Source organism: Sphingobacterium sp. UBA6320, from assembly GCF_002440335.1.
Classification (GTDB): domain Bacteria; phylum Bacteroidota; class Bacteroidia; order Sphingobacteriales; family Sphingobacteriaceae; genus Sphingobacterium.
Genome location: NZ_DJTA01000008.1, coordinates 205,475 through 232,258, shown reverse-complemented (window position 1 = coordinate 232,258; position 26,784 = coordinate 205,475). Strand labels below are relative to the sequence as shown.

Sequence of the window (26,784 nt, the reverse complement as noted above, 5' to 3'; positions counted from 1 at the left end):
ACAACTTCAAATCTTCGGCACCAGCTTTCAAATGATTAAATTCACCAATATATGTGATATCAATCACCCAAATTGGCTTTCTTCAATGATGATCTTTGATTACCTTAGTGTATAACTTAAAGGGATAACAATATGGATAACACAATGAAAGCTGCGCGTTGGTATGCAGCAAAAGATATCAGAGTAGAACCTACAAAAATTCCTTCACCACAGGCTGGTCAAGTTAAAATTGCAGTTCAGTTTGCGGGGATTTGCGGGTCGGACCTACATGAATATGTACACGGACCACAATTGATCCCAGTAGACAAACCGTATCCGCTCAATGGCCATCAAGGAACCACAACATTAGGTCACGAATTTTCGGGCATCGTTGATGCTGTAGGTGAAGGTGTACAACATATAAAGGTAGGCGACCGCGTGGTGGTAGAACCTATTTTCAAGAATTTTGATAGTCCTTTTATTGCTAATGGTAAATATAACCTATCCGAGCCATTAGGATTTATCGGACTCTCCAGCAATGGCGGTTTCGCATCCTATGTCGTGGTAGAAGATTACATGGTCCACAAGATACCAGATAGTATGTCTTTTGAAAAAGGAGCATTGGTAGAACCTGCTGCCGTAGCAGTATATGCTGTACTTCAAAGTGGTCTTAAAATTGGCCAGACCGTACTTGTTTCAGGAGCGGGTCCTATTGGTCTGTTGTGCGTACAGGCGGCAATTGCTGCTGGTGCTACTACTGTGATCGTTACCGATATCGCTGATAAACGCCTTGAAAAAGCAAAAACGATCGGTGCAACACATATTATTAATGCAAAAGAAGATGAAATTCCTCAAAAAATCAAAAACCTCACCGGTCTTGGAGTCGATGTTTTTCTAGATTGTGCTGGTGTACAGGCCTCTTATACCACTGGCATTCAGAGCTTAAAAAACGGTGGGACTGCTGTTTTAGTCGCTCTTTTTGGAAAACCAGTTACTACTGATGCCCTAGATCAAGTACTGCGAGAGATTACTGTGAAAGGAATCATCGCTTATCGGAATATTTTTCCGCATGTCATTTCCTTGATTGATAGCGGCCGAATGCCAGTAGAAAAATTGGTCACACGTAAAATTGTGTTAGATAATATTGTATCAGAGGGGTTTGAAGCATTAGTTAATGATCCAACTGAAGTCAAAATCTTAATTGATATACAGGGAAGTTAACCGTTTCAGAATTGATAAGCATAAGCAACCATATCTATAAATAGACAGTAATCAAAACTTATCAAACTATAAACAAAGCTCAATTATTCATTGAGCTTTGTTCATTGAGCACATTCCTCACCACCTACAACTATTATCCTACTGATGATATCCATCCCCTGTACAAATCCAACGTAATCTATAGGTCCACCTTTATCTCGATCAACAAGATGCCAATTAATACCTAAATAGCAAAAAAGAATGATTATGGAATTATCTTTTCTAATCGTAACTGTGCAAATAATTTGATAAATGAATCTTCCGTATTTTGATAAGCACTAAAGCCCAACTTTCTACTGTTTGCCATATCGACCATGACTTCTATAGGTCTTCCCAAATCAAGATCTGTATGCCAAGGTGAAGCGAGCTCAAATAGTTCATGATTATTTAAGCCATATTTTTTGACCATATCTTGCCAAGTCTGACTTTCATTTGCCAGTTGATCTGCAAGTGGTGTGATTGTGCCATTGAACCCTTCAGATTCAACACCAAAATAGTGTGAAATACGTCCCCACATCCAGCTCCATCTGAATACATCCCCATTCACAATATTAAATGCCATATTTTTCGCATCCTTATTGGTAGCAGCCCAGATTAATTGCTGAGCCAATATCTTGCTGTCTGTCACATCCGATAGACCTCGCCACTGTGCTTCAGAACCTGGCCACAACATCTTTTTTCCTGTTTCTTTACAAATACTAGCATATACAGCAAGCGTCACACCAAGATTCATCAGATTACCGATCGCGTGACCTATTACGGTATGTGGTCGATGTATACTCCAAGTGAAGCCATCCCGATCGGCAGCTCGATAGATCTCATCTTCTTGTGCATAATAAAAATTGGGATACTGCAACCTTGGTTGCTCTTCGCGGATAGGTGTATTAGGGAAAACACCTGCGCCGACATAAGCCTCAAAGGGGCCTAAATAATGCTTCAACCCAGTTACCAAAGCAACATGTTCAACTGTATTTTTTTTAGACAGTACATCCAGAAGATTGCGAACCATCCGGCTGTTCACCTCTATATTTGCAGTTTCCGAGTCTTGACGCATCCAAGTGGTGAAAAATATATGCGTAGGATACACAGTTTCCAATGCCCTTATTAGATCTTCTGGATCCAGAAGGTCGGCTTTTACCGAAATGACTTCGGAGTTCACTGTTTTTGGATGACGTGCCAATCCATACGTCTTCCATCCCTGAGCCACAAGTTCCTGAGCTAAATTACTACCTGTGATACCCGTAGCACCTACAACCAACGCAATTCTATCGATCATGATTATTTATGTTTTCAACAAAGTTACCTGTGTTGGAAAACAAAGAAGTTGATCCTAGTCAAGAAATTTCATTGATCCAGATCAACACATTAGTCCGTTGAAGCTAATTTTTTTCGGATTCTACTCAGTGTTTCGGGAGCCAAACCGAGGTACGAAGCAACCAAATGCTGGGGTACACGTCGCATGATTTCAGGATTAGATTGGATCAATCTCTGAAACTTTTCTTCCGCTGAATAGCTATTGGAGCTGATCAAGCGTTCATCTTTTGTAACCAAACTATTTTGATATAACAGTCGAAAATATCTGTCCATAATCGGAACGTCAAGAGTCAACTGATCATATGCAGCCCGCGATAACAGAAAGAGTTCAGTATCCTCCACCGCATCGATATACAGTGTAGCAGGTTGTTGATTAATATAACTATTAAAGTCAGAAATCCACCAACCCTCCCAACCAAATAAGCTAATGTGTTCATTTCCTTTTTCATCAAGACGATAAGACTTGATAAGCCCTTTATTGACAAAAGAAAGATGCATACAGATGTCCCCCTCTTCAAGTATAAATTGTTTCTTTCTAATTTTTTTAAAAATAAAAAATGCAGCAATTGCTGATTTCTCCGCATCTGATAATGCTACTTTGTGCTCAATATGGGAAAATAGTACGTCGAACATGTAATGATTTTTATATCCTATCAAACTTAAATAATTTTGTTTTGTTGAACAATGGTGTTATATCGACACCATCTATTACTTTTCTCATATATGATTCTAAGCTACATTTGGCATTAATTAAGCCTATTTAATCCATAATACCCTTTACTACTTCAAGCTAAATTAAAAATTAACATTAGTCTAGCTTCATAAAACTTTTCTCTATTTGCTGTGAAGGTGTATAAAATTTTAATGTGAGGCTATCTGGACTGTCTTTGAACACATCAAGCCGAATGACGCTTTCATAGCCAACTTTAACATGATCACTTTTTAGAAAATCAGCATCCGTGAATACTATTACTTGTTCTACAATACCCTTATTTTCTATAATTTGTAGACGCGGACGAGACATCACACTCTGTATCAGCTGTACCCTATACTTTCCATATTCGGGAGTATAATACGATCGTCTTTCCATGCCTGTACTTGAAAACAAAATGCCGTAAAATGGCAACATCATTGGAACAATACTCATCAACACGCCTAAGATTAAAACAAACAAATAAATCTTAGTCAAAATGCTTTTCCAGAAAACGATCAAAAATGCAAAAGTTGACAAAAACCATGTCCAGAAGACCAGTCTATCTGTCCAATACCCTGCTAAGCTGATCTGCCAAAGCAGAATAGCTGTTATATCGACCAGCAACAGCATTGTCATGATCATATAAGCCGAGAAAAAGATCTTTTTCCTATTTTTAATTCGCAAACTTAAAATTTCGTTGTTGTCTATTCCCATCGATCTTATCTTTAGTGCTGTCAAAAAGAGTTTTTCATCAAATTCTTTTTGACGATTTAATGTACATTATTTTATCCAAATCCTGTACATTAAATCACGATCAATTTCCTTACCGCTTTATTTCTCCTAGTGATGGGAAATAGGGCAATATTTCCTCTCCCAATTCATTTATAACATCAGCAATAGGTCTTGAGCTAAAATGAATACCTAAAGCAGCATGATTAACTCCGACTTCCTGCCATTCATAAAGTAGATCCAACAATCCCCTTCTTCCCGTTTTAAGTACAAAACCTCCACGTAAAGGAGTTCGCGGAAAATTAGGATCTTCCGCTAGATCAATCCACTCATTTGTCATATGGGGTTTAAAGGTTTGATGAGGAATTAATTCTCGCCAAGCTTTTATTTTATCACCCAAGGGCTTTACATGCATCTTTGATGTTGTCGCACCAGGATAGGTGATCCAGCCGTCACCATGTTCAGCGATCCAGGACAAAGACTGCTGACTAGCGCCTGTTATTAAACTGGGAATATATTTTTGAGCAGGTTTAGGTAAGAGATCCAATGTGTCGATGTGTGTAAGAGCAGACTTTATTTTGGGAAAATCCTCCGTATGCAGACGGCGAAAATCTTCCAATACCTGCCTAAAACGTTCACCACGTTGCTCAAATTCAATTCCAAAAGCTGGAAATTCAATAGATCGATCTCCTGAACCCACTCCCAACAACAGTCTATTATTGGACAACTGATCTAAAGAAGCAGCTGTCTTGGCAAGAGAAATAGGATGCCAAAAAGGTAAAACAATACTACCGGTGGCTAAAGCGACCTGGTTTGTTTGTCCTGCAAGAAAAGAAAGATAAGTAAAAGCATCATACACTTGACCAGCATCACCAAAACTAGGATCAAACATGGGGATATCCCGAACCCAAATAGAAGCAAAATTTAAACGGTCAATTTGTTTCATGTATGCCGTGTGTTGAGCGAAAATAGTTAGGTTCCCATGATAAACTTCTAAAGGTAGAAATAAACCTACTGTAAGTTTATTCGGTGCAAATACTCGATTAAATGCGTTGTGATTTTCAAAATTTCTGGACATCATTTTTTTAAGAATAATTGTAAGTGTTAATGATTCGATATATCTAGATTTCTAGATATAGAAAATAAAAAAATAAAGGTATCCCTATACCTTTGTGAGTAATCGATAGTTAAACGAATAGACCTCCATAATACAAATCATTTCGATATATCTAGATTTCTAGATGTTAATAATTCAAAAATTAAGGTACTTAAATACCTTATTTCACAGATGGGTAGAATCTAAAATTAGCATCTAATTTCTGATGCTCATCATCTGAGTTAATCACTAGCTAAAAATTACCAACCTATCTTGGTAAGCTTTTGACACAATCCTTTACAAAGTATCTTTAATATAGGAAGCAAGTTCTTGAATCCTTTTTTCATTACGTTTATAATAAGTCCACTGGCCTTCTCGAACAGATTTTAACAAACCACAATTCACCATAGAAGTGAGATAAGAAGAAATTGTTGACTGCGACAAACCAGCTTTTTTCTGAATGACACTCATACAGACTCCATAATCTGTCACTTCAGGCTCGATATCCTCAGCATTAAAATGATTCTTTGGATTCTTCAACCAATGCAAGATCTGTAAGCGATGTTCATTTGCCAAAATTTTAAAAATATCAACCATATCTATATATCTAATAATCTCGATACAAACATATTTAAAATCGACTTGATCTCTGTTAAATTCATGTCATCTTACCAAATCATATACTAAGAAAAATATCTCATTCCCTCAACAATTATTAAAAAAAATCAATGTCTTCGCAAATACGCCAAGTACTAATACTGAATAAGAACATTTAAAAGGCATCTATTTTTGATTTTTTTTAAATGCTTAAATGTACACAATTAATGAAAAAGTTTTTCAGATGATGCATATGAATTGCTTCAAATAACATGCACTAACAAACGATTGCATAAATCATTTGCAGATAAATGCATGACAAAAATCAAGAATACAAAACCAAAAATCCATCTTTTACCCGATGTTTAAATCGTGTATGAATCTGATTACAATCTACTTTCAGAGCTCGCAGAGCTCCAATATTCTTTGAAATCCTGATCTATTAGCGTATGTTTGCCTATCATATATCGGGATTAAATCTTCGATATAGACAACCCTAAATCTGATAACACCCAAACTTATACATCATGCACAATTGGTTAAAAAATAACATAACGGTGATCTTCCTTGCCTTTATTAGTTTTCAAGCACAGGCAAATCCAAGTCCAAAAGTTTACGACTTGGCGAAGTATGGCATTCATCCCAATACTGGGAAAAACAGCAGTCCGACAATCAATCAAGCGATCCAAAAACAGTCGGTATAGCCTTAGAACAATATCAAAATATCACCATAGATGGTCAAGGTTCTGATTTTATCTTTCACGGCCGGATGTTACCGATTTCCTTGGTTGAAAATAATAACCTGACACTCAAAAATATCCACATCGATTTCGAGCGACCGCAGATCTGTCAAGTCAAGATTTTGGAAAATGATGTTGCATCAGGGATCATCACCTATCAAACAGCACCTTGGGTCACCTATACCATCCATGATAGTACATTTTATAACACAGGCGAAGGTTGGGAAATGCGCCCCACAGCAGGCATCGCTTTTGAAGAAAAAACAAAGCACATCGTTTACAACAGCAGCGATATCGCAGTAGGTACAACACATGTTTCCGAAATATCAAAAGGTATCATTAGAGCCTATAAGTGGAAAAATCCGAAACTGATACCTGGTACTATTGTCGCTATGCGAAGTTGGCATAGACCTAACCCTGGTATTTTTGTCCATAAAGGAAAAGACATTCATTTAGAAAACATAAGCATACACTATGCCGAAGGAATGGGGCTACTGGCACAACTAACGGACAATATTTATCTGAACAAATTTCAAGTCGCATTAAGAAGCAAAAACGATCCGCGCTATTTTACCGCACAGGCAGATGCCACACATTTCTCTGGCTGTAAAGGTGTCATTGTTTCCAATAATGGTCTATATGAAAACATGATGGACGACGCCATCAATATACATGGCACTTATTTAAAAGTCATTCAAAAATTGGATAATAAAACTATTCTTGCCAGATACATGCACGAACAATCCTATGGTTTTGATTGGGGATATACAGGCGACTCCGTACAGTTTATACAGTCCAAAACCATGGAACTTTGGGACCATAAAAATCATATTCAGTCTATTGAAGTACTCCGCAAAAAAGACAGTGATCCGATACAGGATTTTAAGATTGTATTCACCAACCCCTTGGATGAATACATTGATCCTACTCAGCTGGATATCGGTATCGAGAATCTAACCTGGACTCCAAAAGTAACATTTAAAAACAATACGGTACGAAATAACAGAGCACGCGGAGCATTATTTAGCACTCCTCAAACAACAGTTGTAGAAAACAACCTTTTTGATCATACGTCCGGAACAGCTATATTATTATGCGGTGATAGCAACGGTTGGTACGAAACCGGAACATGCCGAGATATCACGATTCGAAACAACACGTTTATCAATGCACTCACCAATATGTTCCAATTTACCAATGCCGTTATTTCCATCTATCCGGAGATCCCAGATTTAAAAAACCAGAAAAAGTATTTTCATAGCGGCATCAAGATTGAAAACAACGACTTTTATACCTTTGATAAACCGGTCCTATATGCAAAATCAGTAGATGGCATTATCTTCAATAACAATAAAATCAAAACCAACACCCAATATCCAGCATTCCACTGGAATAAAAAAGAGATTCTATTTGAACGTGTCATCAATGCCCAGATCAACAATAACACGATCAATGGCAAACCACTGATGTACCCATATCATTAAAAATACATATCTTTAAACATAAAAACGGCCTATCTCTTAAACCGAGATAGGCCGTTTCAGTTTGATATCCGCTTTGCTATTCTACATCTGATCCAGTATAGCTAAAATTCTGTTTAGTTTTTCCACTTTCTTTCATCAGCGATATTTATCAATTATAATTGAGTAAATGAGAAACAGATCCTAATGGGCATACTTTTGCTTTATTCTTGTTGTATCCAAGCAAAATGATCATCATGGAGATAAATGATACCACCGCCACAAGCTTCGGCCTGATGGATGAAAATACCATCATTCGGAAGTTTTATTTTATCATTTTCATTTACCTGTTCTTCTGTAATAATTTCACCTTCATCATTGACATTATTATAATAGATCTCTCCTTTTGGAGCTATTTCAAAAATACCAACCCATTCAATATCATCAAAACCCTGTCCCAATATATCCTGTCCCATTCCTAAACACGCAATTTTTTTATTCCCAAAAGCTATTTTAAGACCATATTTATGATTCTTTTTATGTTGGACGATATATACAGTATCCATGCGGTTATCTCCATCCATATCACATAAAACAACGTTAGGGGTATGCTTTGTAGAAATTATTAGGGTATCACTTTTCATAGATCTATTGATAGGATTTTGTTTCCTATTTTTATCGATGGCCCTATTTGTATTTTGCTTATCAATGTTACGCTCTTCATGACTTATTGCATGGTTAGCATTCCCACTTTTACAGCCAACAGCAGTCAACAGAGTTCCTATTGACAAAAAGAATACGCTCACAATATTAATCCGTTTAAGGTGGTGATTGATCAATTTATCACTCATATGTTACTTTTGTAATTTAGCTAAACCACTTTCACTATTTAATCCTTTTTTAATATTAACGGAAACTCTTCTCTATTATTTTGAGCAGTTACCTGCTCTATTTTTCCCTGTTTATTGATTTTACACGTTACGATCACCTTTATTTCTTGTTTACTTAATGTTAGTTTTTCAAAAGTATTATAGATATTTTCCTCATCAAAGACCACATACTCCCGCTTCATTTTACCATCTTCTCCTCTACATTTAAGAAACAAAGAGGCAGGTACAGCTTGCGCAGGAAAGTTTTTTTGAGACAATGTACTATCGATTAGTGTAAACTTTTCACCGTTAAAAAATTCAACTTCTAATTCTGGATTATCCAAAACCCCGTCCTTGACAAATTGAAGAGTCCATCCGTAAGGTTGTCGATATTTTTTACGCCATTTATCATATGGGATCAGATCATCCGTAGTATGAACTTGCTCGACCCAATCTTTGCCCTTTCTCAGTCTGGTCAATTCTTCCCGAACCTCTTGACGCCTGGCAGGCTCTATCACTATAGTATCTAATTTTTGCGCCTGATAAAAACTCACTTCGGTTGCATTACCCCAATTGCTTCCCACCCAAAGTGCCACATCGCCACCAGGTGCTAGTCCAACAATGATTTCATCATAGGTGCGGTGGAATACACCGTTGTGGTTTTTTGCTTCAAATCCTTTTTTAAACAATTGGGTTATTTTTTCTTTATCTAAGGATACCTGAAGCTTATAATAACAATCCTCAACAACAGAATACCAAGTCAGCCTTAAACTGTCTGGCATCACCATACTACCCTGATCTTGACTGATAAAAGTAGTCATTCCTAAACCCCACCTTGAATCATAAAATTTGTCATCGATATCCGGAAAAGCATTATTTCTGCTCCACGATGAAATAAAAAAACGTCCCTCCAGCACCCGCACCGGGTACCCCTCAGGATTGGAGATAGCAGGTTCCCAATAGTATTTTTCCGAATTACGCCACTCTCGTTCCACACTCATCTCTGCCCGAGAAAAGGTCGTTGTCTTCAAGATCAATACGATATTGAAGATCACAGCAATCAAGCAGTATATACCGATTATCCAATTTTGTTTTAATGTCAGTTCTGTGCCTTTTTTACCTCGACCACAAATGATCAGCAGTACAATAAAATGGAGTATAAACTGTGAGAAGAGTATCAGAATACCGAAAAGATTTGCAAAACTAGCCCAGAGACCCTGCGTTTCAAATGCAACACCATCGCCTAGACACAGATAAAATAAAAATCCAAAACCAGTGATGGCGCCGGCAATTAGAAAAATTTTACGGAGGTGTGTTCTATTCATATGCCAGTGTTTATCATGATGAGCGGTTTGTGGAAAGATGAAGTGCTATTAAATAAATGTCGTACAGGCTAGAAGCAAGATAACCAAATATACACAACTCATCCTGATTTTAAAACATTAAAAAACGGTACCCAATCTGTTCAGACTGCAGGTATACCGTTTATGTTCAACCTACATACCAATCGTTAGAGTTATAGCTCATGGCAGGCATGTGCCGCGCGGTTTATTTATGCAACCACACCACTTTTTGTTCACTTAGATGTTGTTGTCCCAAGATATCCCTATACAATTCAGGCTTTCTCGCTCTGATATACCGATATCCGCCCGCTTTCATCAACTTATCAGCAGTCAATTCTGCCACACAAATTTCATTGCCCAAAGAACGACATTCAGCCATCACATCACCATAGGGATCAATAATCATCGCACATCCATTCTTCAACTGGTCATCATCCATGCCGATAGGGTTTGCAAATACAGCATATATAGCATTATCATAAGCACGTGCAGGCAGCCATTTCATCAACCAGCTACGGCCTTTCAATCCGTCAAATTCAGCTCGAAGCAACGCGCTATTTTCTTCCTTATTTTTCCACAATTCCGCATCTACAAATCCGGCTCCAGGACGTGTTGAAGGGGTACACATCGTCACATGAGGCATAAATATCACCTGTGCCCCGAGCAAAGTGGTCGCCCTCACATTTTCAATGATATTATTATCATAGCAGATCAAGATTCCACACTTCCAACCCTTTATCTCAAAAATAGTATAAGCTGTTCCCGCCGAAAGATGTGGATTGATAAACGGATGTAGTTTCCGATGTTTAGCGATAAGCCCCGTTTCATCCACACAGATATACGCTTTAAAAAGAGCTCCTAAAGCGTCTTTTTCAAATAGTCCGGCCAAGATTGTTATCTGATATTCCTTAGCGATTGCTATTAAGGATTTGACAGACGGACCATCAGGGATCAGTTCCGCCAAATCCAGCATCTCCTCCCGGGACAAGTTCCGAGCAAAGGTATAACCGGTGATCGAACATTCATGAAAGGCAACTACGTCTGCTCCTTGCCCCGCTGCCTCTGCTGCCAATTGCCTGATCAGATCAAGATTATAGGTTTTATCGCCGCTACGATTTTCAAACTGTACACTGGCAATTTTTAAGTTTTCCATTGATATCTAAATTTATAAACCACTAATGATTCAAAATTAGCTGGACGCCCTAAAAATACATTGTAAAAAACCGACAATTTCATTTTATAATACCTGCATCAAGTTGATCGCAAGCAGATGATCATTGTTACGATACTGTGTGGGTGTTACACCTACATGTCGCTTGAAGAAATTATTCAAATGCGCCTGATCATAATAACCACTCGCATATACAATCTGAGAAAGTGTAACCTCAGATCTAGATTTTTGCAATGATTTAAGGAAATACTGAAACTTGATCACATCTATAAATTTTTTAGGAGCAATTCCGACCTGCTCTTTAAATTTCCGTTCCAACTGCCGTTCTGTAACGGGAAGCTCATTGATGATATCCGCCACAGCAATGATCCCATTTGCTTGATAGATCAACCTTAAAGCACCATTTATCAGTCCATCTTCATGTTGAAACCGGTTTACTCTCGAAACTAACATCTGCTCGATCGCTGTTATCGCTTCAGCACGATTCGCACTGCTCAAAACCCGATTTTCGATATCGTCGCCTTCCTGACCAAAGACGGTGCGCAAAGGTACAACTGTATTGTTTAATTCAGAGGCAGATAGATTTAGCAAAGCACGTAGGGCATGAGGTTGAAGTACCACGATTAGCATATCCAATTTACCGACCGATCGAATGTCATTAAAATGCGTCATCTGTCCATAAAGAAAACTATGAGGCTGCACACTGTTCGAATGACGATCAGATTCTTGTAAAAACGGATCTTTAAAATGAAACACCAAACCGGGATTACCATCAGAAAATAAACGATAATTGGCAAACACCTCCTGTTCATGCCTAATGATCAAGTAGTGTTTTACAATATTAGAAAGCATCAATGTTGGATAAAGCTGCATAATCTCAACGTGCTAATTTAATAAAGATAAGAAAGATAATACGAAAGCACTCTGCTCACCTCCTTTAGTCAGCAACAATAAACGTTTTGGGGTCAAATCCTTCCAGATAATCTATTTTCCACAGCCCATGATCCAGTACAGCTTTAGCTTTGTATCCAAAGTCACCACCCCACGACCAGCTGAAGATGGCATCTCCATTGCTCATATGAACATTTTTTAAGATAATATTTTCCCAATATTTATCTGGATTATCTTGACAATTGCACCACGGATTTGCGCCATTGCCAAATGGCGGAAGCTCACCTACATACCATATTTTGGATTTTTCCTTTAACTTCTCATCGATGGTTCGGGCTATTTGATCGTAATTTTCAACAAAATGATCCGTAAAAAAATTAGTTTCCCTCAGTTCAGCAAGTCGTTGCTCATGTCGTGCGAGATCAAGTCCCACATATACACTATCCATTTCTTGCTGCAGCAGTGGCTCAAAATCTACATGACTGCTTTGTACTTCATTCCATTTGTATAGTTCTACTACCCTATTTTTCAAGTCTTCAAGCAAGGCCCTTGTATTAACAAACGGTATTTCCGCAACCGCTTTAGATTTCCCTGTAGTGACATTTCCACTTTGATTACAAGCTGAAAATAGACCTAGTGTCAGTAAGAAGAATGTTGATTTCAAATATTTCATGATGAATATTGCTTTAGTTTAAGTTCCAACCCACTTCAAGTCCTTTGGAAGCATACTAGAACTGATCTACGGATGAATATCAAATTAAGTGCATGTAAAATTAGCATAATACGCTAACAATTCCGGATATTTAAATCCAGGATCTCGACAAATCAAAAAACAAAACCAACGAAAAGAAAAATAAAATTTTTAAATCATGTCCTTTATAATAGCTTCAGCAGCCTTTCTGCCACTTTTCATAGCAGCATTGATGGAACCGTTTAAAAGGTAATCGCCACAAACAAAACAGTTATCCCTTAATCTAAACATGTGATCATCTAGATCATCAAATACTTTTTCATCATTAGGCAGAGCATAAGGAATATGATAAGTCTTCACATGCTTCCAATGAACAGCATCAGGATACCATGATGTGAGTTCATCGATCACTTTTTTCTGTAGATCTGCCTCAATGATATGAGTATAATCCCCTAACAATGAAAGAGAAATTAAGGCACTGCCATTGTTAGCATATCTTGAAGAAATATTATTCATAACAGCAATATTATTGACCCATTTTCTTTTCGATGTATTTAATGCAATCATGGGATTATTAAATGGCTTTTTAGAGGCTGAAAAATACATATTGGTCACAGCTTGATATCCCTTTAAAATCTGTTGATGAGCAGGAGTTACATTTAGTTCGTCTGCCGCTATAAGAACAAAGTTAGCGTTATAAATAGAGCCTGTATGTGTCTTAACAAATTTTTGACCATATTCGATCACCTTCTCATTGCAAATAACATCTCCTGGAGAAAAGTCTTTAGCCAATTGCAACGGAATCATTTCCATACCCTTTGCAGGAATCGCAGCATCCCCCTCAGCAAACATTTTAAAAACAAACTCAAACATCCGACTTGATGTTTTCAATTCATCTTCTAAAAATATTCCAGATAAAAATGGCTTAAAGAAAAGCGTCATCATTTGCTCACTAAACCCCCTCTTATTTAGATAATCGACAGTAGTTAATTCCTCCTCTAAAAATATATCATTGATACTTTTACGACCAAGATAGGCTCTTAACTTGAGCAAACGCAACTTATCACCAATTGTTCCTACAGCAGAAAATATGGTGCCGATCAAAGACGATGGTTTTCTAATGGGATCACCTACAGTACTGATGCCTTTTTTTGTTAAAATCATTGCTCCAGGATCAAAGGTGCAAAGCTCGAGTGCTTCATAATCCAATAAATGTTGCGCTTCCGGATAAGCCGTCAGTAAAACCTGAAAACCGCGATCGAGTAAAAACCCATCGACCTCGTCGGTTTTTACCCTTCCGCCTATCCTGTCCGAAGCCTCAATTATCTTAAACGATTTACCAGCTTTTTTTAAAATTTTAGCAGCAGTCAGACCGGCTATCCCGGCGCCAACAATAAGTACATCTACATCGTTACTTTCCATGATTCTTATTTTTAATTTCTTGAGGTTCAGTACCTGGTTTTGCATAAGATAAAGACCCCACAAACTGAGGAATAAAATAACGATCTAATCCAGATACAGCCATAGACCCGGCTTTAATATGATCCACCGTCCCCCCCTCTTCAATAATCAAATCATCAATCAGTAGCTGCACGATCTCACCAATGACGATTGTCGTTCCATTGATCGCGACATCTATAATTTCTCTTAACTCCAAACCTATTCTCACAGTAGATTCTTGGACAAATGGAGCTTTAAAATCTTCTTTATACCATTCATGAAAGCCGCATGTATCAAATTCAGATATTCCCGAAGCATAACTGGCGCTGGTCTGATGCGCTTGTTTATACCAATCTGGCAATACATTGTTCAACGTGTACTGCCCAGTAGCCTGTATATTGTTAAGCGTATCGTTGTGTTCGCGCTGTGGTCTCATCACCAGTCCCAGCAAGGGCGGAAGAGCGCCTAAGTGAAATGCAGAACTAATAATGCTTAGATTAGTTGTACCCGCCCGATTGCATGTACCTAATAGATTAAGTGGTTTTACACCGATCAAACTATTAATCAGATTGATTCGATAGAATTTATCCATTTCATCGATTTCACTTCTATTTATTGCTTTCATCTATTAAATCATCTTATTTCAAATATAACCTAAACCAATATCATCAAGCATTGATTACATAAAAATACAGCCTTAAATTAAGGACTCAATACATATACCAAAACTCTAAAAGATAAAAATACAATTTAAGTATTATTATATACCAAAATACAGATTTATATTTTACAAAACTGTAAATACATGACTATAATTCCTAAAAAAAACATTAATTAAAAAATCAAAGAACAATAGTAAACTATATTATTTGCAGTATCAAGTTGATTTTATGAAAAGTTTAGTATTCAGAAAATGATTATTTTTGATCATAACGAATAGGATGTTTATTCTCCCAATTTTGATCACATCATTACATTCATAAATTCTGATTACTAAAAACTAGCATGTTTCACTATAAATAACTATTTTTAAACCAAATACAACTAAAAGTAAACTAACTCTAAGTATATGATCAACCAGTTTGCAGCAGTTCTGATTTTGGGATTCAGTATCAGCCTCGCTCATGCGCAGATAACCAGTATTTCGGTCAATAAAGCAAATTTCGAGCAGTCTGGTTTTCCCTATAAAGGAAAAAGAGTACTTCAGGTGGAGCACATCACCACGCCTCAAGAAGATAATTATATTGTGTTCTCCAAAGAAGAGCGTCATGCCGATCCCGATCACCTTTATATCCAACAGTTTCAAAAAATAGCTGATAAATGGACCGTTGTTGCCGAAGATGATGTATCCGAAAAAGGGATTGTCACCTCCGTATGGGATGCACGAAAATCTTTTTTCGATGCTGATAAAGATGGTAGGCTTGACGCTATTTTTGTATATTCCAGACATCCAAAGGAGGATATGCAAAAACAGCTGAGCTGTATCGCCTTAATTCTTTACAAAAAACAGTTTTACAGACTTCAGGCAGACCATGATGATGGCTATCAAAACACAACCTATTCGGACAATTATGGTCAACTACCCGAGGTTATCAAAATACAAATTACCAATTTCTGGCAAAAATTGGATAAAAATTAAAAGAGTATCGCTTCGTCCTCACCTGACGAAGCGATACAAGGATCATTCGAGAACAGCAAATTAAAGCATAGCTAAAACCATCTTTTCCTCGTCGTCTCCGATTTTACTGATGGTATAGCGTTTGATATCCACCTGTTTCATCTCATCTAACGCTTGGATCACATCTACAGCACGAGCTTCCTTGCTCGGTTTAATCAAGACGATCATATCCTTACCGTCAGCCTTTGGAGGGATTTCTGCTTTTAGACGATCCAAGACTTTTCTTATCCCTGTCTTACTGAGATCAGTAAACTCCGGTTTTGATATGGGATGATTAAAATCGCCATGATACCACATCAATCCCTTATCTGTCAATAACAGGGAAACTACACGCCTTTCGTCTAGCAATAAAGGGTTTTCTCCATGATTGTCCGGCATCGCCACATCTAATCGATACGGTTTACTTAAGGTGGTGGTCAACATAAAAAAAGTGATCAATAAAAAAGCAAGATCCACCATCGCAGTAAGATCGACCTTCGGAGCCAATTTTTTACTTCTTATTTTCTTTTTCCCTGCTTGCGGTTGTTTTTGATTTAGCTCTGCCATGACATTCTAGATTAAAAGGATATAAATTGGTTTATACTCTTTTATAGGATGCCCCCATGACACTTATTCCATATTAAATTTCAATAAAAATATAAAGTTTTATCACAACAGCTTTATTTAAAATCGAGGAGCATACCTTAAGGTAATTTCACCTTCAACATACGGTCAGGCAATACTGATCTATTTTTTCCATCGCTCCGATTGTCATCCTTCGGCAGTCTGGCACATGAAAAATACAAATACGCCATCTTCTACCGACAGCAATTAGATCTGGCAAAAATAACCTCAGATCTTGTACAAAGGTATTTTGTTCCCCGATGCACTTAAATACTTGATCGAATAAACCGATCAAGTTGTGAAATAATTCTTTTTCTTTCGCGATATCCCTTTAAAAATTATTGACAAATTCATTGATGGTTTCGATTTCCTCTTGGGTTAAATGGATATCGATCGCTTTAGCATTTTGAACCGCCTGCAGTGCATTTCTTGCCCCTGCCAATGCAATGGTAATCCCTGCCCTTTCGATAGTCCACCGTAATACCAATTGAGCTAAAGTTGCATGATGCTGATCTGCAATTGGTTTTATTTTCGCCAGTAAATCATTTGTTTTAGTAATAAAATCAGGTTGGAAATGTGGTAATTTTGCGCGGTGATCACCAGGTTGAAATTGATAATCAGCAGTGATTTTACCTGTCAATAAACCTCTCTCCAATGGACTATACGCTAGGATTGATTTGTTATTAACCACACAATACGAAACTGTTTCCTGCTCGATATCCCGATTGACCATACTGAATGGGACTTGGTTAGAAACCAATTTTAATGTTTTTTCAGCTTCCTCCATTTCCGCCGCACTATAGTTACAAACCCCAGCATAACGTACCTTACCTTGTTCTATCAAACGGGTAACTGCTTCAAAAGTTTCGTCCATCCCTGTCGTGGGGTCGGGCCAGTGAATTTGGTAGAGATCAATGTAATCTGTACCCAAACGTCGCAAGCTCTGTTCACATTCGTAAATAATACTATCTCTACCCGCAAATTTATAGATATCAATATCCTCACCCGAATTGTTTTTACTGTGCATCGCTAAATTTCCTTTTGCCAAATCCCAGCGCATACCAAATTTAGTTAAAATCTGAACCCGGTCGCGACCAATTTCTCTGATCGCCTCACCAACGATTTCTTCACTAGTGCCCTGTCCATAGATGGGCGCTGTATCAATAGCAGTTACACCAAGGTCATAAGAAGCTCTAATGGCTTCGATAGCTTCGGTTCTATCCGTACTTCCCCACATCCAGCCGCCAGCCGCCCAAGCGCCAAAAGTAATCGCTGAAATCTCTAATTCACTATCACCTAATTTTCTATATTCCATTTTTATTTTATTTTTAATATATCAAAACATAAATTCACAGCTAAGATCCCTATCAATCGAAATTTTTGAATTTCTTACGGTCCTATACCTATAAAACAGTTAACATGGTCGGTTGTTTCGTTCTATTTTCAAACCAGCCTTTACGGTAAAAGTAAAACCTGACATATCCATAACACTGTACGGCTACTTACTGTGACATTTTGTTTTTATTTTACCCAGCTAGTCGGGCGATTCAGAGGTACAGCATTGGATATAGCAAATTGACCTTCAACATTTTTTCAGGTATGCGATCGATATACTTGATGTATTACATCATAAAATTCATATGGTTCAATTTCTATCCTGGATCAATTAACCTACTTTTCTGACAAAAAATCCAACAAGTGGTTTTAAAATTGCCTTATAACTTATTCTACATTAAATTACTACTGAATTAATTTGCGAAAATAAATTGAAACCAATAGGAGGCACCTTTGTTTAACTATTGTCACACCTTACATTGTAATTACGAAATTGATGTAGGTCAATAATTATAACAAAAGGATATGCTAATTTTGTAGCATAAATAAGAAGAAGAAAAATAAAAAAATTATAAACAAATTTAAATATTAAAGTTATGGCAAATTGGAGTTTAGACAAAGCACACAGTGAAATTGAGTTTAAAGTAAAACACATGATGATTACTAACGTAAAAGGTCAATTTCAAGATTTCGATGTTACGGTAGACAGTGAATCCAACCATTTAGAAAATGCCAAAATTGACCTGACCATCAAAACAGCATCTATCAATACTAAAAACGAGCAACGCGATGAACACTTAAGAAGTTCAGATTTTTTTGACGCATCAGCTCATCCAGAGATTACCTTTCATGCGACAAGTAGCACAAAAGATGGGGATGATATCAAATTAACAGGAGATCTAACCATCAAAGGAGTGACCAAATCAATTACTGTAGATGTTGAATTTGGCGGATTAGCCAAGGATCCTTGGGGTAATGAAAAAATCGGTTACACCGCAACCGGTAAAATCAACCGTCAGGATTTCGGATTAACGTGGAATGCAGCATTAGAAACAGGTGGATTGATGGTGAGTGACGAAGTCAAATTTCAAGCAGATTTACAATTCATCGTTACGAAATAAAACAACATAGCATTTTATTAAAAAAGTCATGCTCCAATCAGAAGCATGACTTTTTTACGTTGAATATGATTTGTGAATACACTTGATTAAGCCGGTACTTTACGTACTTTCTCTCGGTCCCATACACGATGGCCCTTCATCGCAGTAATAAAATCTGCAGTCAGATTATGACCAGATTCCAATATCAGACCCGAATCTTTTTCTTGCTTCGCGATATACGATTCAGCGATCAATTTTTCTGCTCCTTTTGCAAAAGCCAAAGCCTTACAATGTCTAAATCCTTCATTGATAAAGTGAATATAATCAGGCTCATCTTCCAAAGCCGCAACCGAATCTCCATCTGGTGTATAAAATGCATCATAGCAAACGGAAGCCTCGGTCAGATAGGTATGTTGGATTTCTGCTTCACCACCTTCTTTAAATTTTACTGTCCCAGTATGTGTGGATATTAATACAGCCTCTGCTCCTTCAGCTTCCAGTGCCTTTTTCATCACATCGACCGATGCTCTGCTGACACCATCTGCAACTAGAAAAGCAACTTTCCGCGTTTCTATTGTTCCTTCACCTGGAGCAGTAGCCATACTCAATGCTGCCGATTTTTCAACTTCTGGTTTACGCGCCTGTATCGGATAATCAGGATGATTTTGACGTGCAAACTGCAAGGTTAATTCATCCAGTTGTGCTGGTGGAGTCAATCCAAGATTGGCACCTACCCTTTTAGCAAGCTCCTGATCGATTTGATTCAAGATCGCCAGTTCACGTTTACGGATATCAACAGAATTCACCTTAGAGAGCTCAAAACTATAACCACTGATGATATGTTCCTTTTCAGGTGTTGACTGCGAATTAAAGAACAAACGAGCTTGAGTAAAGTGATCAGCAAAAGATGAAGACCTGCGCCTTACCTTATGACCATCAACTTTCTCCTCGTGACTTTTAAATCCTGTCTCGCCTTTCAACATGGCATGGTAAGGACATCCTCCCCCTAAGCTATTAGGGAAATAGCTCACATTTCCTTTTAAGATATCCTGTCTTCCAAAACCATCTTTTTGATTGTTGTGTTTACCATTGACAGGTCTATTAATCGGAAGCTCATGAAAATTAGGCCCACCCAAACGGTAATTTTGTGTGTCTGCATAAGAGAATATACGTCCTTGTAGCAGAGGATCATTGGTCAGATCTATACCCGGCACCAAACGCCCCGGATCAAACGCTACCTGCTCCGTTTCAGCAAAGAAATTTTCGGGATTACGATTAAGAGTCATTGTACCGATGATCGTCACCGGGATCACTTCCTCAGGAATGATCTTTGTCGCGTCCAATAAGTCAAATGAATATTTCTGTTCATCCTCTTCGGGCACCAGCTGTACCCCTAAATCCCATTGTGGGAAATTACCTTTTTCAATATTCTCCCAAAGATCACGTCTTAAGAAATCTGCATCAAAGCCTGATATTTTTTGTGCTTCATTCCATGCGACCGAGTGCACCCCCAATTTAGGTTTCCAATGAAACTTCACAAAAGTACCTTTACCGGCTGCATTGACAAATTTGAAAGTATGTACACCAAAACCTTCCATCATTCTAAATGAACGCGGAATGGCACGATCTGACATTGCCCACATCAGCATATGTGCAGATTCTGGCATTAAAGAAATAAAATCCCAAAAGGTATCATGGGCAGATGCAGCCTGTGGCATCTCATTGTTAGGTTCAGGTTTAACAGCATGGATCAAATCCGGAAAATTCATCGAATCTTGGATAAAAAAGACTGGAATATTGTTTCCAACCAAATCATAATTACCTTCCTCGGTATAAAATTTCACCGAAAAACCCCGCACATCGCGGGCCAGATCGGTTGAACCTTTAAATCCCGCAACAGTTGAAAAGCGAATAAATAAGGGTGTGACTGTTCCTTTTTTCAAAAAAGCAGCACTGGTATATTTGGACATATCAACCTTCGCTTCAAAAACACCGTGAGCACCAGATCCCCTCGCATGTACTACACGCTCTGGAATGCGCTCACGATCAAAATGAGCCAGCTTATCTTGAAAAATAAAATCTTCTATAAGTGCAGGGCCGCGTTCTCCTGCTTTGAGCATATTGTTGTTATCATTGATCGGAACACCATCATTCGTTGTCAATACCCGGTTAGCATTGTCAATAGTATGGTCTTGGATCTGTTGCACTTTTTTGTTTTCTTGTTGCTTAGCCATGTTTATAGTAGTTATTGATGAAGATTAGCACATGCCAGAGGTAATATACAACCGACACTAAACTATAAACAACTTAAACGTAAAATTGTTTCTCCTTTCGCGCGATCAACTGCATGCAAAAAATGAATCAGACAAATTGATCTCATGCTCCTCGTTCATTTTAAGATCCGAGGTTTTCCATTCAACATGATCGACTTGAAGCGTTACTCATTTTCAGCACCTTATTCAATCAGCATGCCCTTTGTTGATCATAAACTGACGCATATATGTCACTTTCTCTGTCAACGATCTAACCATAAAATTGTCAATGATCTGCTAACACGACCTTTAAAATCATCTTTATCTTAGTATTAGTTCAAATCGGCAACAGTATTGAAGATTAGCCATGTCCATATGAGAAGCCTATAATCTTCAAGATGTAAATGCTTTGAACGATTTAATCAAGTGGTCTGCATTTCCACCTGTTTAATTTAACCATGCTCAGATTCCCTAGCTCAACAAGAGCTAGGGGATTTATTTGATAGCTCCTGTTTACTTTTTAGCTTACAAACCCAACCCCGTATAGAGTAAAATAATAAGTGTCATTTAACATCAGTTATTTAAGAGCCAACCTTTAATTTTTAGATTAATTAAGATCAAAATAGCAAAGTAAACTTGCCTCATTTCTTTTTGTCAATCTGATTTTATACTCTTAACTTATCTTATTCTAAAATGTAAAATATATTAATATGCAAGATCTGGGAAATCTCGGACTTAAATATTTAAACAAATATGCTGATCATGTTGTTTATGACCATATAAATGCACAAAATATAGAAAACAAACTAAAACTATAAATCATGAAAAAATTAACACTATTTGTATTCTTATTGTTAACGACTTCCATTGTCTTTGGACAGGAATTTACTGAAAACACAAAAATTGTGACTACATCGGGTATTGGTTTAGGATCCGTAATCGCAGTAGTTACTTCTTGGGACCGTAACAAATCCATTCTTTGGGCTATTCTACACGGAATTTTAAGCTGGTTTTATGTTATTTACTTTGCTTTTACCCGATAAGGAATTATAGCTACACAAACACTTTAAATCCTTACAAATTATCAAGCTATCCATTATTAATGTCGGTACAACGGAAATGGCATTTCTTGTTGTACCTATACTTTTTTATATATCACATGATCACCAATGATCATGTATATCGTGACAGCGGATGACTTTGGTCACTGGGATTATTACTATTTAATATTTATCGGCTGTATATTCTGGAGTTATTGTAACAGATCCAAAAGTTGGAATGCTGCATATGCTACAAACTCAGAAAAACAATCTTGACCATTATGATGATGTAGAAAGTAAAACCAAGCTCCTCTTAACAAATGCAAAGGGATAACAACTATTTTCGATCTTTAATATTTTCAGCAAGTGGTTTTACAAGAGTATAATCTTGGTTAAAATAAGCTCTATATTTTTTGATATAGGCAGAAGGTGTCATGCCATATAAATCTTTAAATTTTTCTCTAAAATATTTCACATCCTGAATGCCCACCTCCACTCCAATTTGGTTTATATTCAAATCAGATCCAGAAAGTAATTCAGCCGCTTTTCGTAATCTGATCGCTCGGACAAATGCAGAAGTCGAAAGCCCTGATAACGCTCTAATTTTCTTATATAGGTTAGAATAGCTCATATGACATAAACTCGCTAATACCTGTGCATTAAAGTTATGATCTTGTAGATTCTCCTCAATAATAGTCATACACTTTTCCAAAAAATCTTTTTCCTCAACTGAAATTCCACCGTGATTTTCATCAGTCCACCCCTCTTCATCTCTCTGTGTAATGCGCTTAAAAAAGTAATCGTGCAAAGCATTCCTATTTTCCATCAGTGCATGCACCCTTTTTATCAAGATTTCAGCATCAAAAGGTTTAGCCATAAAATCATCCGCCCCTGCTTCAATAGCCTGAATTTGATTTTCAGTAGTACTCAATGCACTGATCAAAATGATGGGCAACTGAGTGTACTTGGTATTATTTTTTAGATCTCGACAAAATTGATATCCATTACCATCCATAAACACTTCGGCAATCACCATATTTGGATTTGTTTTTTCTATTAGTCGCATCGCTTCCTGGCAGTCCTTACCTTCAAAAACGTGAAAGTCCTCTTTAAAGATCTGTCGCATATATTGCCGAAAGACTTTGTTATCATCGACCACTAGAATTGTTTTTTTATTTGTAATTTCCAGCGGACTCAGATGTTGTGGTACCATGTGATTTGCCGCCATTTTTACATCTTCATCGAGTTGATGCTTCAGCAGCTGATTTTCCCACATCATATCATGCAGACGAAGGTACCATCGATCTTTGTTCAAGCTCAACATCATACATGTTTCACCGTCATCGCCTATTTTGTACGACAATCCACCCAGATGTTCTTTTACAAAATCGCGCGTTAGAATTAAACCTACCCCCAGCTCGCTGTTCATTGATCCTTCAAGAAGATTAATCAGCGTTGCCTGCTCACTCGCATCAGTTTTTTTTGTCAAGGATGTGAAGCCCCAAATCAACACCTCAAAATCAGCATCATGTTCTTTCAATGTAACCGAAACAGTACCCTCCATCTTCAACCTCTGGAAAACAAAAGATAGCAAGTTAAAAATGACCAATGCGATTTTTTGTCTATCTCCATAAATCCACAGTTCCGCTAGCGGAATATCCAAATCAAAGTTAACAATTTCATGGCCGGACCACTGCTGGTAAGCAAAACTTTCCTCCTGCAGCAGCAAACAAAAATCAAACCTTTCCAATTTTAGCGGTTTGCTAAAACTATTTCCTTTTTTAATTTCACTTAGTTGATCCGCGAGAACAAGAAGTTTGCTCGCATTCTGATAGGCTACTAAAAGATCCTCTGATACATCTTCTCGATATTTTTGGATATATGCCTTTAGCGGATTGACGACAAAAGTCAATGGTGTCTTGATCTCTTGTATAATATCTGCAAACGTAGCGATCTTCTTTCGACCGATTTCCCGCTCCTTCTCCACCTCAAGCTTTGCAAACTTAGCCTCGTACAACAGTTTTGTCTTATTTTTTTTAATAGTAACATATGTATACACCATTATTATCAAGAGAGCAATATAGAGCATAATCGACCACCAGGTCTGATACCACGGCGGCAAAATCGTCACATCCAAAAGATGCGTCACTTTCCAATTATTATCCTTTGCTGATGCACGCACCAAGAGTTTATAATTTCCTGGAGCTAAGTGATTATAATCCATGACAGGAAGTTCAGCCAAATTAATCCAATTAGGATCGTGTCCTATCAATTGAACCGCATATCGCACATTTTCTAAGGAGAAAAATGGAAAAGCTGAAAACTCAAGGTGAAGATTCGTATTGTCATATGGGAGCTCTAGTTTGTGAAAAGAGTTCACATCAGAGCTTACTGTATTTTTAGCGATTAAATCCCGGATTGGTTTACCATTAACTTGTATTGCTGTCAGTTGCGGTTCAAAAGAAAGTGGAGTGACAGCTATGTTTTCAGGCCTCAATACATTAAACCCCTTATTACCACCAAATATCATCTGACTATTACGGAGCTTAAGTGCTGCATGATAGCTAAATTGATTGCTTTGAAGTCCATCCTCCTCCTTAAAATTGACACTACGTTTGGATTTTGTATCAAATTTAATTAATCCATTAAATGTACTTATCCAAAGCTGACCGTTGTTATCCGGCAGTATATTTAATATATTATTATTTGATAAGCCTTGATGCTCCCCATAACTGATAAACTTACCGCTATGTACATTGATGGATAAAATTCCTCTTCCTTCCGTACCGATCCATAGGTTTTTGCTATCTTCTGTACCGTAGATCGCTCGAATGCGATATCCCAAATCGTAGGTAATCATCCGCTGGTCGTGCAGTCTATAATGAATCAGCTGCGCATCATTACCAAACCAAAGATCTCCTCTTAAATCTTCCCAAAATGTCAATATATTGCCAAACTTATTGGATATAAAGACAAATTCCGACGTTGCCTCATTCCATTTATATAAACCAGCATGACCAAAAGTGGTAGCCCAGATACGTCCTTTACGATCTTCAAATATATTCCATACATTATCTGCCCAAATTTTGTGTACCGGATCATAACAGCGATAATGCTTGATCTGCTTGCCATTATTCTCAATCCGATAGATACCATTATTCCAAGTAGAAACCCATAACCGGTATTTTTTATCGCGCCATATTTTAGTGATGCTCTTATCTTTCAGGTCACCTTCAGCGACGGGCAGTAAGGTCTTTGTGGTTCGATCCCAGCTAAAGAGCCCGTAGCCGTCTGTTCCGACCCAGATTCTCTGTTCACTTTCTTCAAAAAAAGTAGAAACAAAAAAATTAGATTTTAAACTAGGATTCAGCTGCTTTGGTACAATAACATTAAAAGAGCGTTTTTTCGCGTCTAATATTGTCACTCCACCGCGCAGTGTTGCGCACCACATGCGGCCTTCACGATCCTCCATCACTTGCTTAACGGCATTACTGGACAATCCCGAGCCATCCTTGGCTTCATAGGTTTTACTAAAACCATCTATTTGCTTTAATTTAAGATAGATACCGTCGCCATCGGTAGATGCCCAAATGGTTTCATTTTTAGATAAAAAGAGATGAAGCACAGGTTTTGAAAAACGAACAAAATGCTGCTTATCCTTAACTGGATGCCATTTATATACACCTGTATTTAAGGCTAAATAAATCGCCCCATCGGGCGTTGACAGCAATCCATTACATTCCTGAAATCGCACATCCTGTACAAGCAATGCGTCGGATTCCTGATCCCATTGGCATAGACCTACACCAGCAATGAAGACCCACAATGTACCTTGACGATCCAAGTCCATACCCTTTACTTGATAATTCCATTGTCTCTTTCCCCCTAATACCAAAGGAACCTGTTTATAAAGGAGATCAGTTTGGCTGTTAATTAGCAATCCTTTGTTATCGGAACCAATAAAAATATTTTTTCCCTGAGCCTTAAAAATTGCAGATCCTGTCAGAGAAATATGCTTTTTGGTGGTCGGATGCAAATAAGAAAGCTTACTAAACGTGTTCCATGTTGGATCAAACACCACCACAGTATCTAGTGTTGCGATCAAAAGTCGTCCGTCGTCCATCTCAGTGAGTGCTTCTATACGATTTCCAGGAAGCGAATTGAGATCCATGACATTCTTTCTAAAAACCGTAAGTCGATATGCATCATAACGATTCAAACCATCAAACGTACCCATCCACACCATCCCGCTTTTAGATTGGATGATACAATTTACATCATTATTGGAAAGGCCTTGTTCAATTCCAAGAGAATAGCGCTGTACAACAGGACTTTCTGTAACACCTTGCCCCTTTAAAGCACAGGGAAAAATAAAGCATAGCAGCAAACAATATATATTTCTTATCCCAAACATCCAGACTAGTTTCTGGATATAAAAATACGATTTATGTCTGACTTATTTGTATATTATTAAAGATTTACCCCCCTAAGATTACTGCTTT

22 protein-coding genes are annotated in these 26,784 nt (G+C 37.6%); 6 read left to right on the top strand and 16 right to left on the bottom strand.

Annotated features, from left to right (window positions below):
• Nucleotides 1–132 precede the first annotated feature (132 nt).
• On the top strand, nt 133–1,200 hold the full coding sequence (locus B3P23_RS04875; RefSeq protein WP_094772923.1) for a 2,3-butanediol dehydrogenase: 1,068 nt from the start codon (nt 133–135) through the stop codon (nt 1,198–1,200).
• A gap of 244 nt (nt 1,201–1,444) precedes the next feature.
• Here the strand turns inward: B3P23_RS04875 and B3P23_RS04870 are convergent, their stop codons facing one another.
• The 5 genes from B3P23_RS04870 to B3P23_RS04850 all read right to left on the bottom strand — a co-directional run bounded on the left by B3P23_RS04870 (nt 1,445) and on the right by B3P23_RS04850 (nt 5,669).
• The gene (locus tag B3P23_RS04870; RefSeq protein ID WP_293924915.1) at nt 1,445–2,515 is read right to left on the bottom strand and encodes an SDR family oxidoreductase; all 1,071 of its coding nucleotides are present in this window, start codon (nt 2,513–2,515) and stop codon (nt 1,445–1,447) included.
• An 89-nt stretch (nt 2,516–2,604) separates the two neighbouring features.
• On the bottom strand, nt 2,605–3,186 hold the full coding sequence (locus B3P23_RS04865) for a Crp/Fnr family transcriptional regulator (RefSeq protein ID WP_293924914.1): 582 nt from the start codon (nt 3,184–3,186) through the stop codon (nt 2,605–2,607).
• 175 nt (nt 3,187–3,361) lie between these two features.
• Complete coding sequence (locus B3P23_RS04860; RefSeq protein WP_293924913.1) at nt 3,362–3,961, bottom strand: hypothetical protein; 600 nt, start codon at nt 3,959–3,961, stop codon at nt 3,362–3,364.
• A gap of 109 nt (nt 3,962–4,070) precedes the next feature.
• Nucleotides 4,071–5,057, bottom strand: coding sequence for an LLM class oxidoreductase (locus tag B3P23_RS04855; protein WP_211322277.1), 987 nt, complete (start codon nt 5,055–5,057; stop codon nt 4,071–4,073).
• 312 nt (nt 5,058–5,369) lie between these two features.
• A complete protein-coding gene (locus tag B3P23_RS04850) occupies nt 5,370–5,669 on the bottom strand; it encodes an ArsR/SmtB family transcription factor (protein WP_248753911.1) in 300 nt (99 codons plus the stop codon).
• 527 nt (nt 5,670–6,196) lie between these two features.
• On the opposite strand from B3P23_RS04850, the gene B3P23_RS04845 reads away from it, so the two are divergent.
• Both B3P23_RS04845 and B3P23_RS04840 read left to right on the top strand, forming a co-directional pair.
• Nucleotides 6,197–6,373: a hypothetical protein gene (locus tag B3P23_RS04845; protein WP_293924909.1), complete on the top strand. Its 177-nt coding sequence runs from the start codon at nt 6,197–6,199 to the stop codon at nt 6,371–6,373.
• 65 nt (nt 6,374–6,438) lie between these two features.
• Complete coding sequence (locus tag B3P23_RS04840) at nt 6,439–7,893, top strand: right-handed parallel beta-helix repeat-containing protein (protein WP_293924907.1); 1,455 nt, start codon at nt 6,439–6,441, stop codon at nt 7,891–7,893.
• Nucleotides 7,894–8,093: 200 nt separating this feature from the next.
• Here B3P23_RS04840 and B3P23_RS04835 read toward each other — a convergent pair whose 3' ends face one another.
• The 7 genes from B3P23_RS04835 to B3P23_RS04805 form a co-directional block, all read right to left on the bottom strand.
• Nucleotides 8,094–8,720 (bottom strand): hypothetical protein, encoded by a 627-nt coding sequence (locus B3P23_RS04835; protein ID WP_293924906.1) that lies wholly within the window; start codon nt 8,718–8,720, stop codon nt 8,094–8,096.
• A gap of 38 nt (nt 8,721–8,758) precedes the next feature.
• A complete protein-coding gene (locus tag B3P23_RS04830) occupies nt 8,759–10,063 on the bottom strand; it encodes a DUF2931 family protein (RefSeq protein WP_045755935.1) in 1,305 nt (434 codons plus the stop codon).
• A gap of 223 nt (nt 10,064–10,286) precedes the next feature.
• Entirely contained in the window at nt 10,287–11,234 is a 948-nt protein-coding gene (locus B3P23_RS04825) for a nitrilase family protein (protein ID WP_094772925.1), read from the bottom strand.
• Between the two features lie 84 nt (nt 11,235–11,318).
• Entirely contained in the window at nt 11,319–12,125 is an 807-nt protein-coding gene (locus tag B3P23_RS04820; protein WP_045756373.1) for a helix-turn-helix domain-containing protein, read from the bottom strand.
• A gap of 64 nt (nt 12,126–12,189) precedes the next feature.
• Complete coding sequence (locus B3P23_RS04815) at nt 12,190–12,816, bottom strand: hypothetical protein (protein WP_293924902.1); 627 nt, start codon at nt 12,814–12,816, stop codon at nt 12,190–12,192.
• Nucleotides 12,817–13,005: 189 nt separating this feature from the next.
• On the bottom strand, nt 13,006–14,256 hold the full coding sequence (locus B3P23_RS04810; protein WP_293924900.1) for an NAD(P)/FAD-dependent oxidoreductase: 1,251 nt from the start codon (nt 14,254–14,256) through the stop codon (nt 13,006–13,008).
• Nucleotides 14,246–14,899, bottom strand: a complete 654-nt coding sequence (locus B3P23_RS04805; RefSeq protein WP_293924899.1) for a flavin reductase family protein — start codon at nt 14,897–14,899, stop codon at nt 14,246–14,248. Before B3P23_RS04805 ends, B3P23_RS04810 begins: the two co-directional genes overlap by 11 nt.
• A 444-nt stretch (nt 14,900–15,343) precedes the next feature.
• On the opposite strand from B3P23_RS04805, the gene B3P23_RS04800 reads away from it, so the two are divergent.
• Nucleotides 15,344–15,913: a hypothetical protein gene (locus B3P23_RS04800; RefSeq protein WP_293924898.1), complete on the top strand. Its 570-nt coding sequence runs from the start codon at nt 15,344–15,346 to the stop codon at nt 15,911–15,913.
• 60 nt (nt 15,914–15,973) lie between these two features.
• On the opposite strand, the gene B3P23_RS04795 is transcribed toward B3P23_RS04800, so the two are convergent.
• Together B3P23_RS04795 and B3P23_RS04790 are read right to left on the bottom strand one after the other, a co-directional pair.
• Nucleotides 15,974–16,498, bottom strand: a complete 525-nt coding sequence (locus B3P23_RS04795; RefSeq protein WP_293924897.1) for an ExbD/TolR family protein — start codon at nt 16,496–16,498, stop codon at nt 15,974–15,976.
• 388 nt (nt 16,499–16,886) lie between these two features.
• A complete protein-coding gene (locus B3P23_RS04790; RefSeq protein ID WP_293924895.1) occupies nt 16,887–17,870 on the bottom strand; it encodes an aldo/keto reductase in 984 nt (327 codons plus the stop codon).
• A gap of 616 nt (nt 17,871–18,486) precedes the next feature.
• On the opposite strand from B3P23_RS04790, the gene B3P23_RS04785 reads away from it, so the two are divergent.
• A complete protein-coding gene (locus B3P23_RS04785) occupies nt 18,487–19,011 on the top strand; it encodes a YceI family protein (RefSeq protein ID WP_045756366.1) in 525 nt (174 codons plus the stop codon).
• Between the two features lie 86 nt (nt 19,012–19,097).
• Here the strand turns inward: B3P23_RS04785 and B3P23_RS04780 are convergent, their stop codons facing one another.
• Nucleotides 19,098–21,224 carry a catalase gene (locus tag B3P23_RS04780; RefSeq protein WP_293924894.1) on the bottom strand — a complete coding sequence of 709 codons (2,127 nt, stop codon included), beginning with the start codon at nt 21,222–21,224 and terminating at the stop codon, nt 19,098–19,100.
• Nucleotides 21,225–22,063: 839 nt separating this feature from the next.
• Here B3P23_RS04780 and B3P23_RS04775 point away from each other — a divergent pair.
• Nucleotides 22,064–22,285, top strand: a complete 222-nt coding sequence (locus tag B3P23_RS04775) for a hypothetical protein (RefSeq protein ID WP_045756290.1) — start codon at nt 22,064–22,066, stop codon at nt 22,283–22,285.
• A 334-nt stretch (nt 22,286–22,619) separates the two neighbouring features.
• Here B3P23_RS04775 and B3P23_RS04770 read toward each other — a convergent pair whose 3' ends face one another.
• Entirely contained in the window at nt 22,620–26,696 is a 4,077-nt protein-coding gene (locus B3P23_RS04770; protein WP_293924891.1) for a hybrid sensor histidine kinase/response regulator transcription factor, read from the bottom strand.
• Nucleotides 26,697–26,784: the final 88 nt, after the last annotated feature.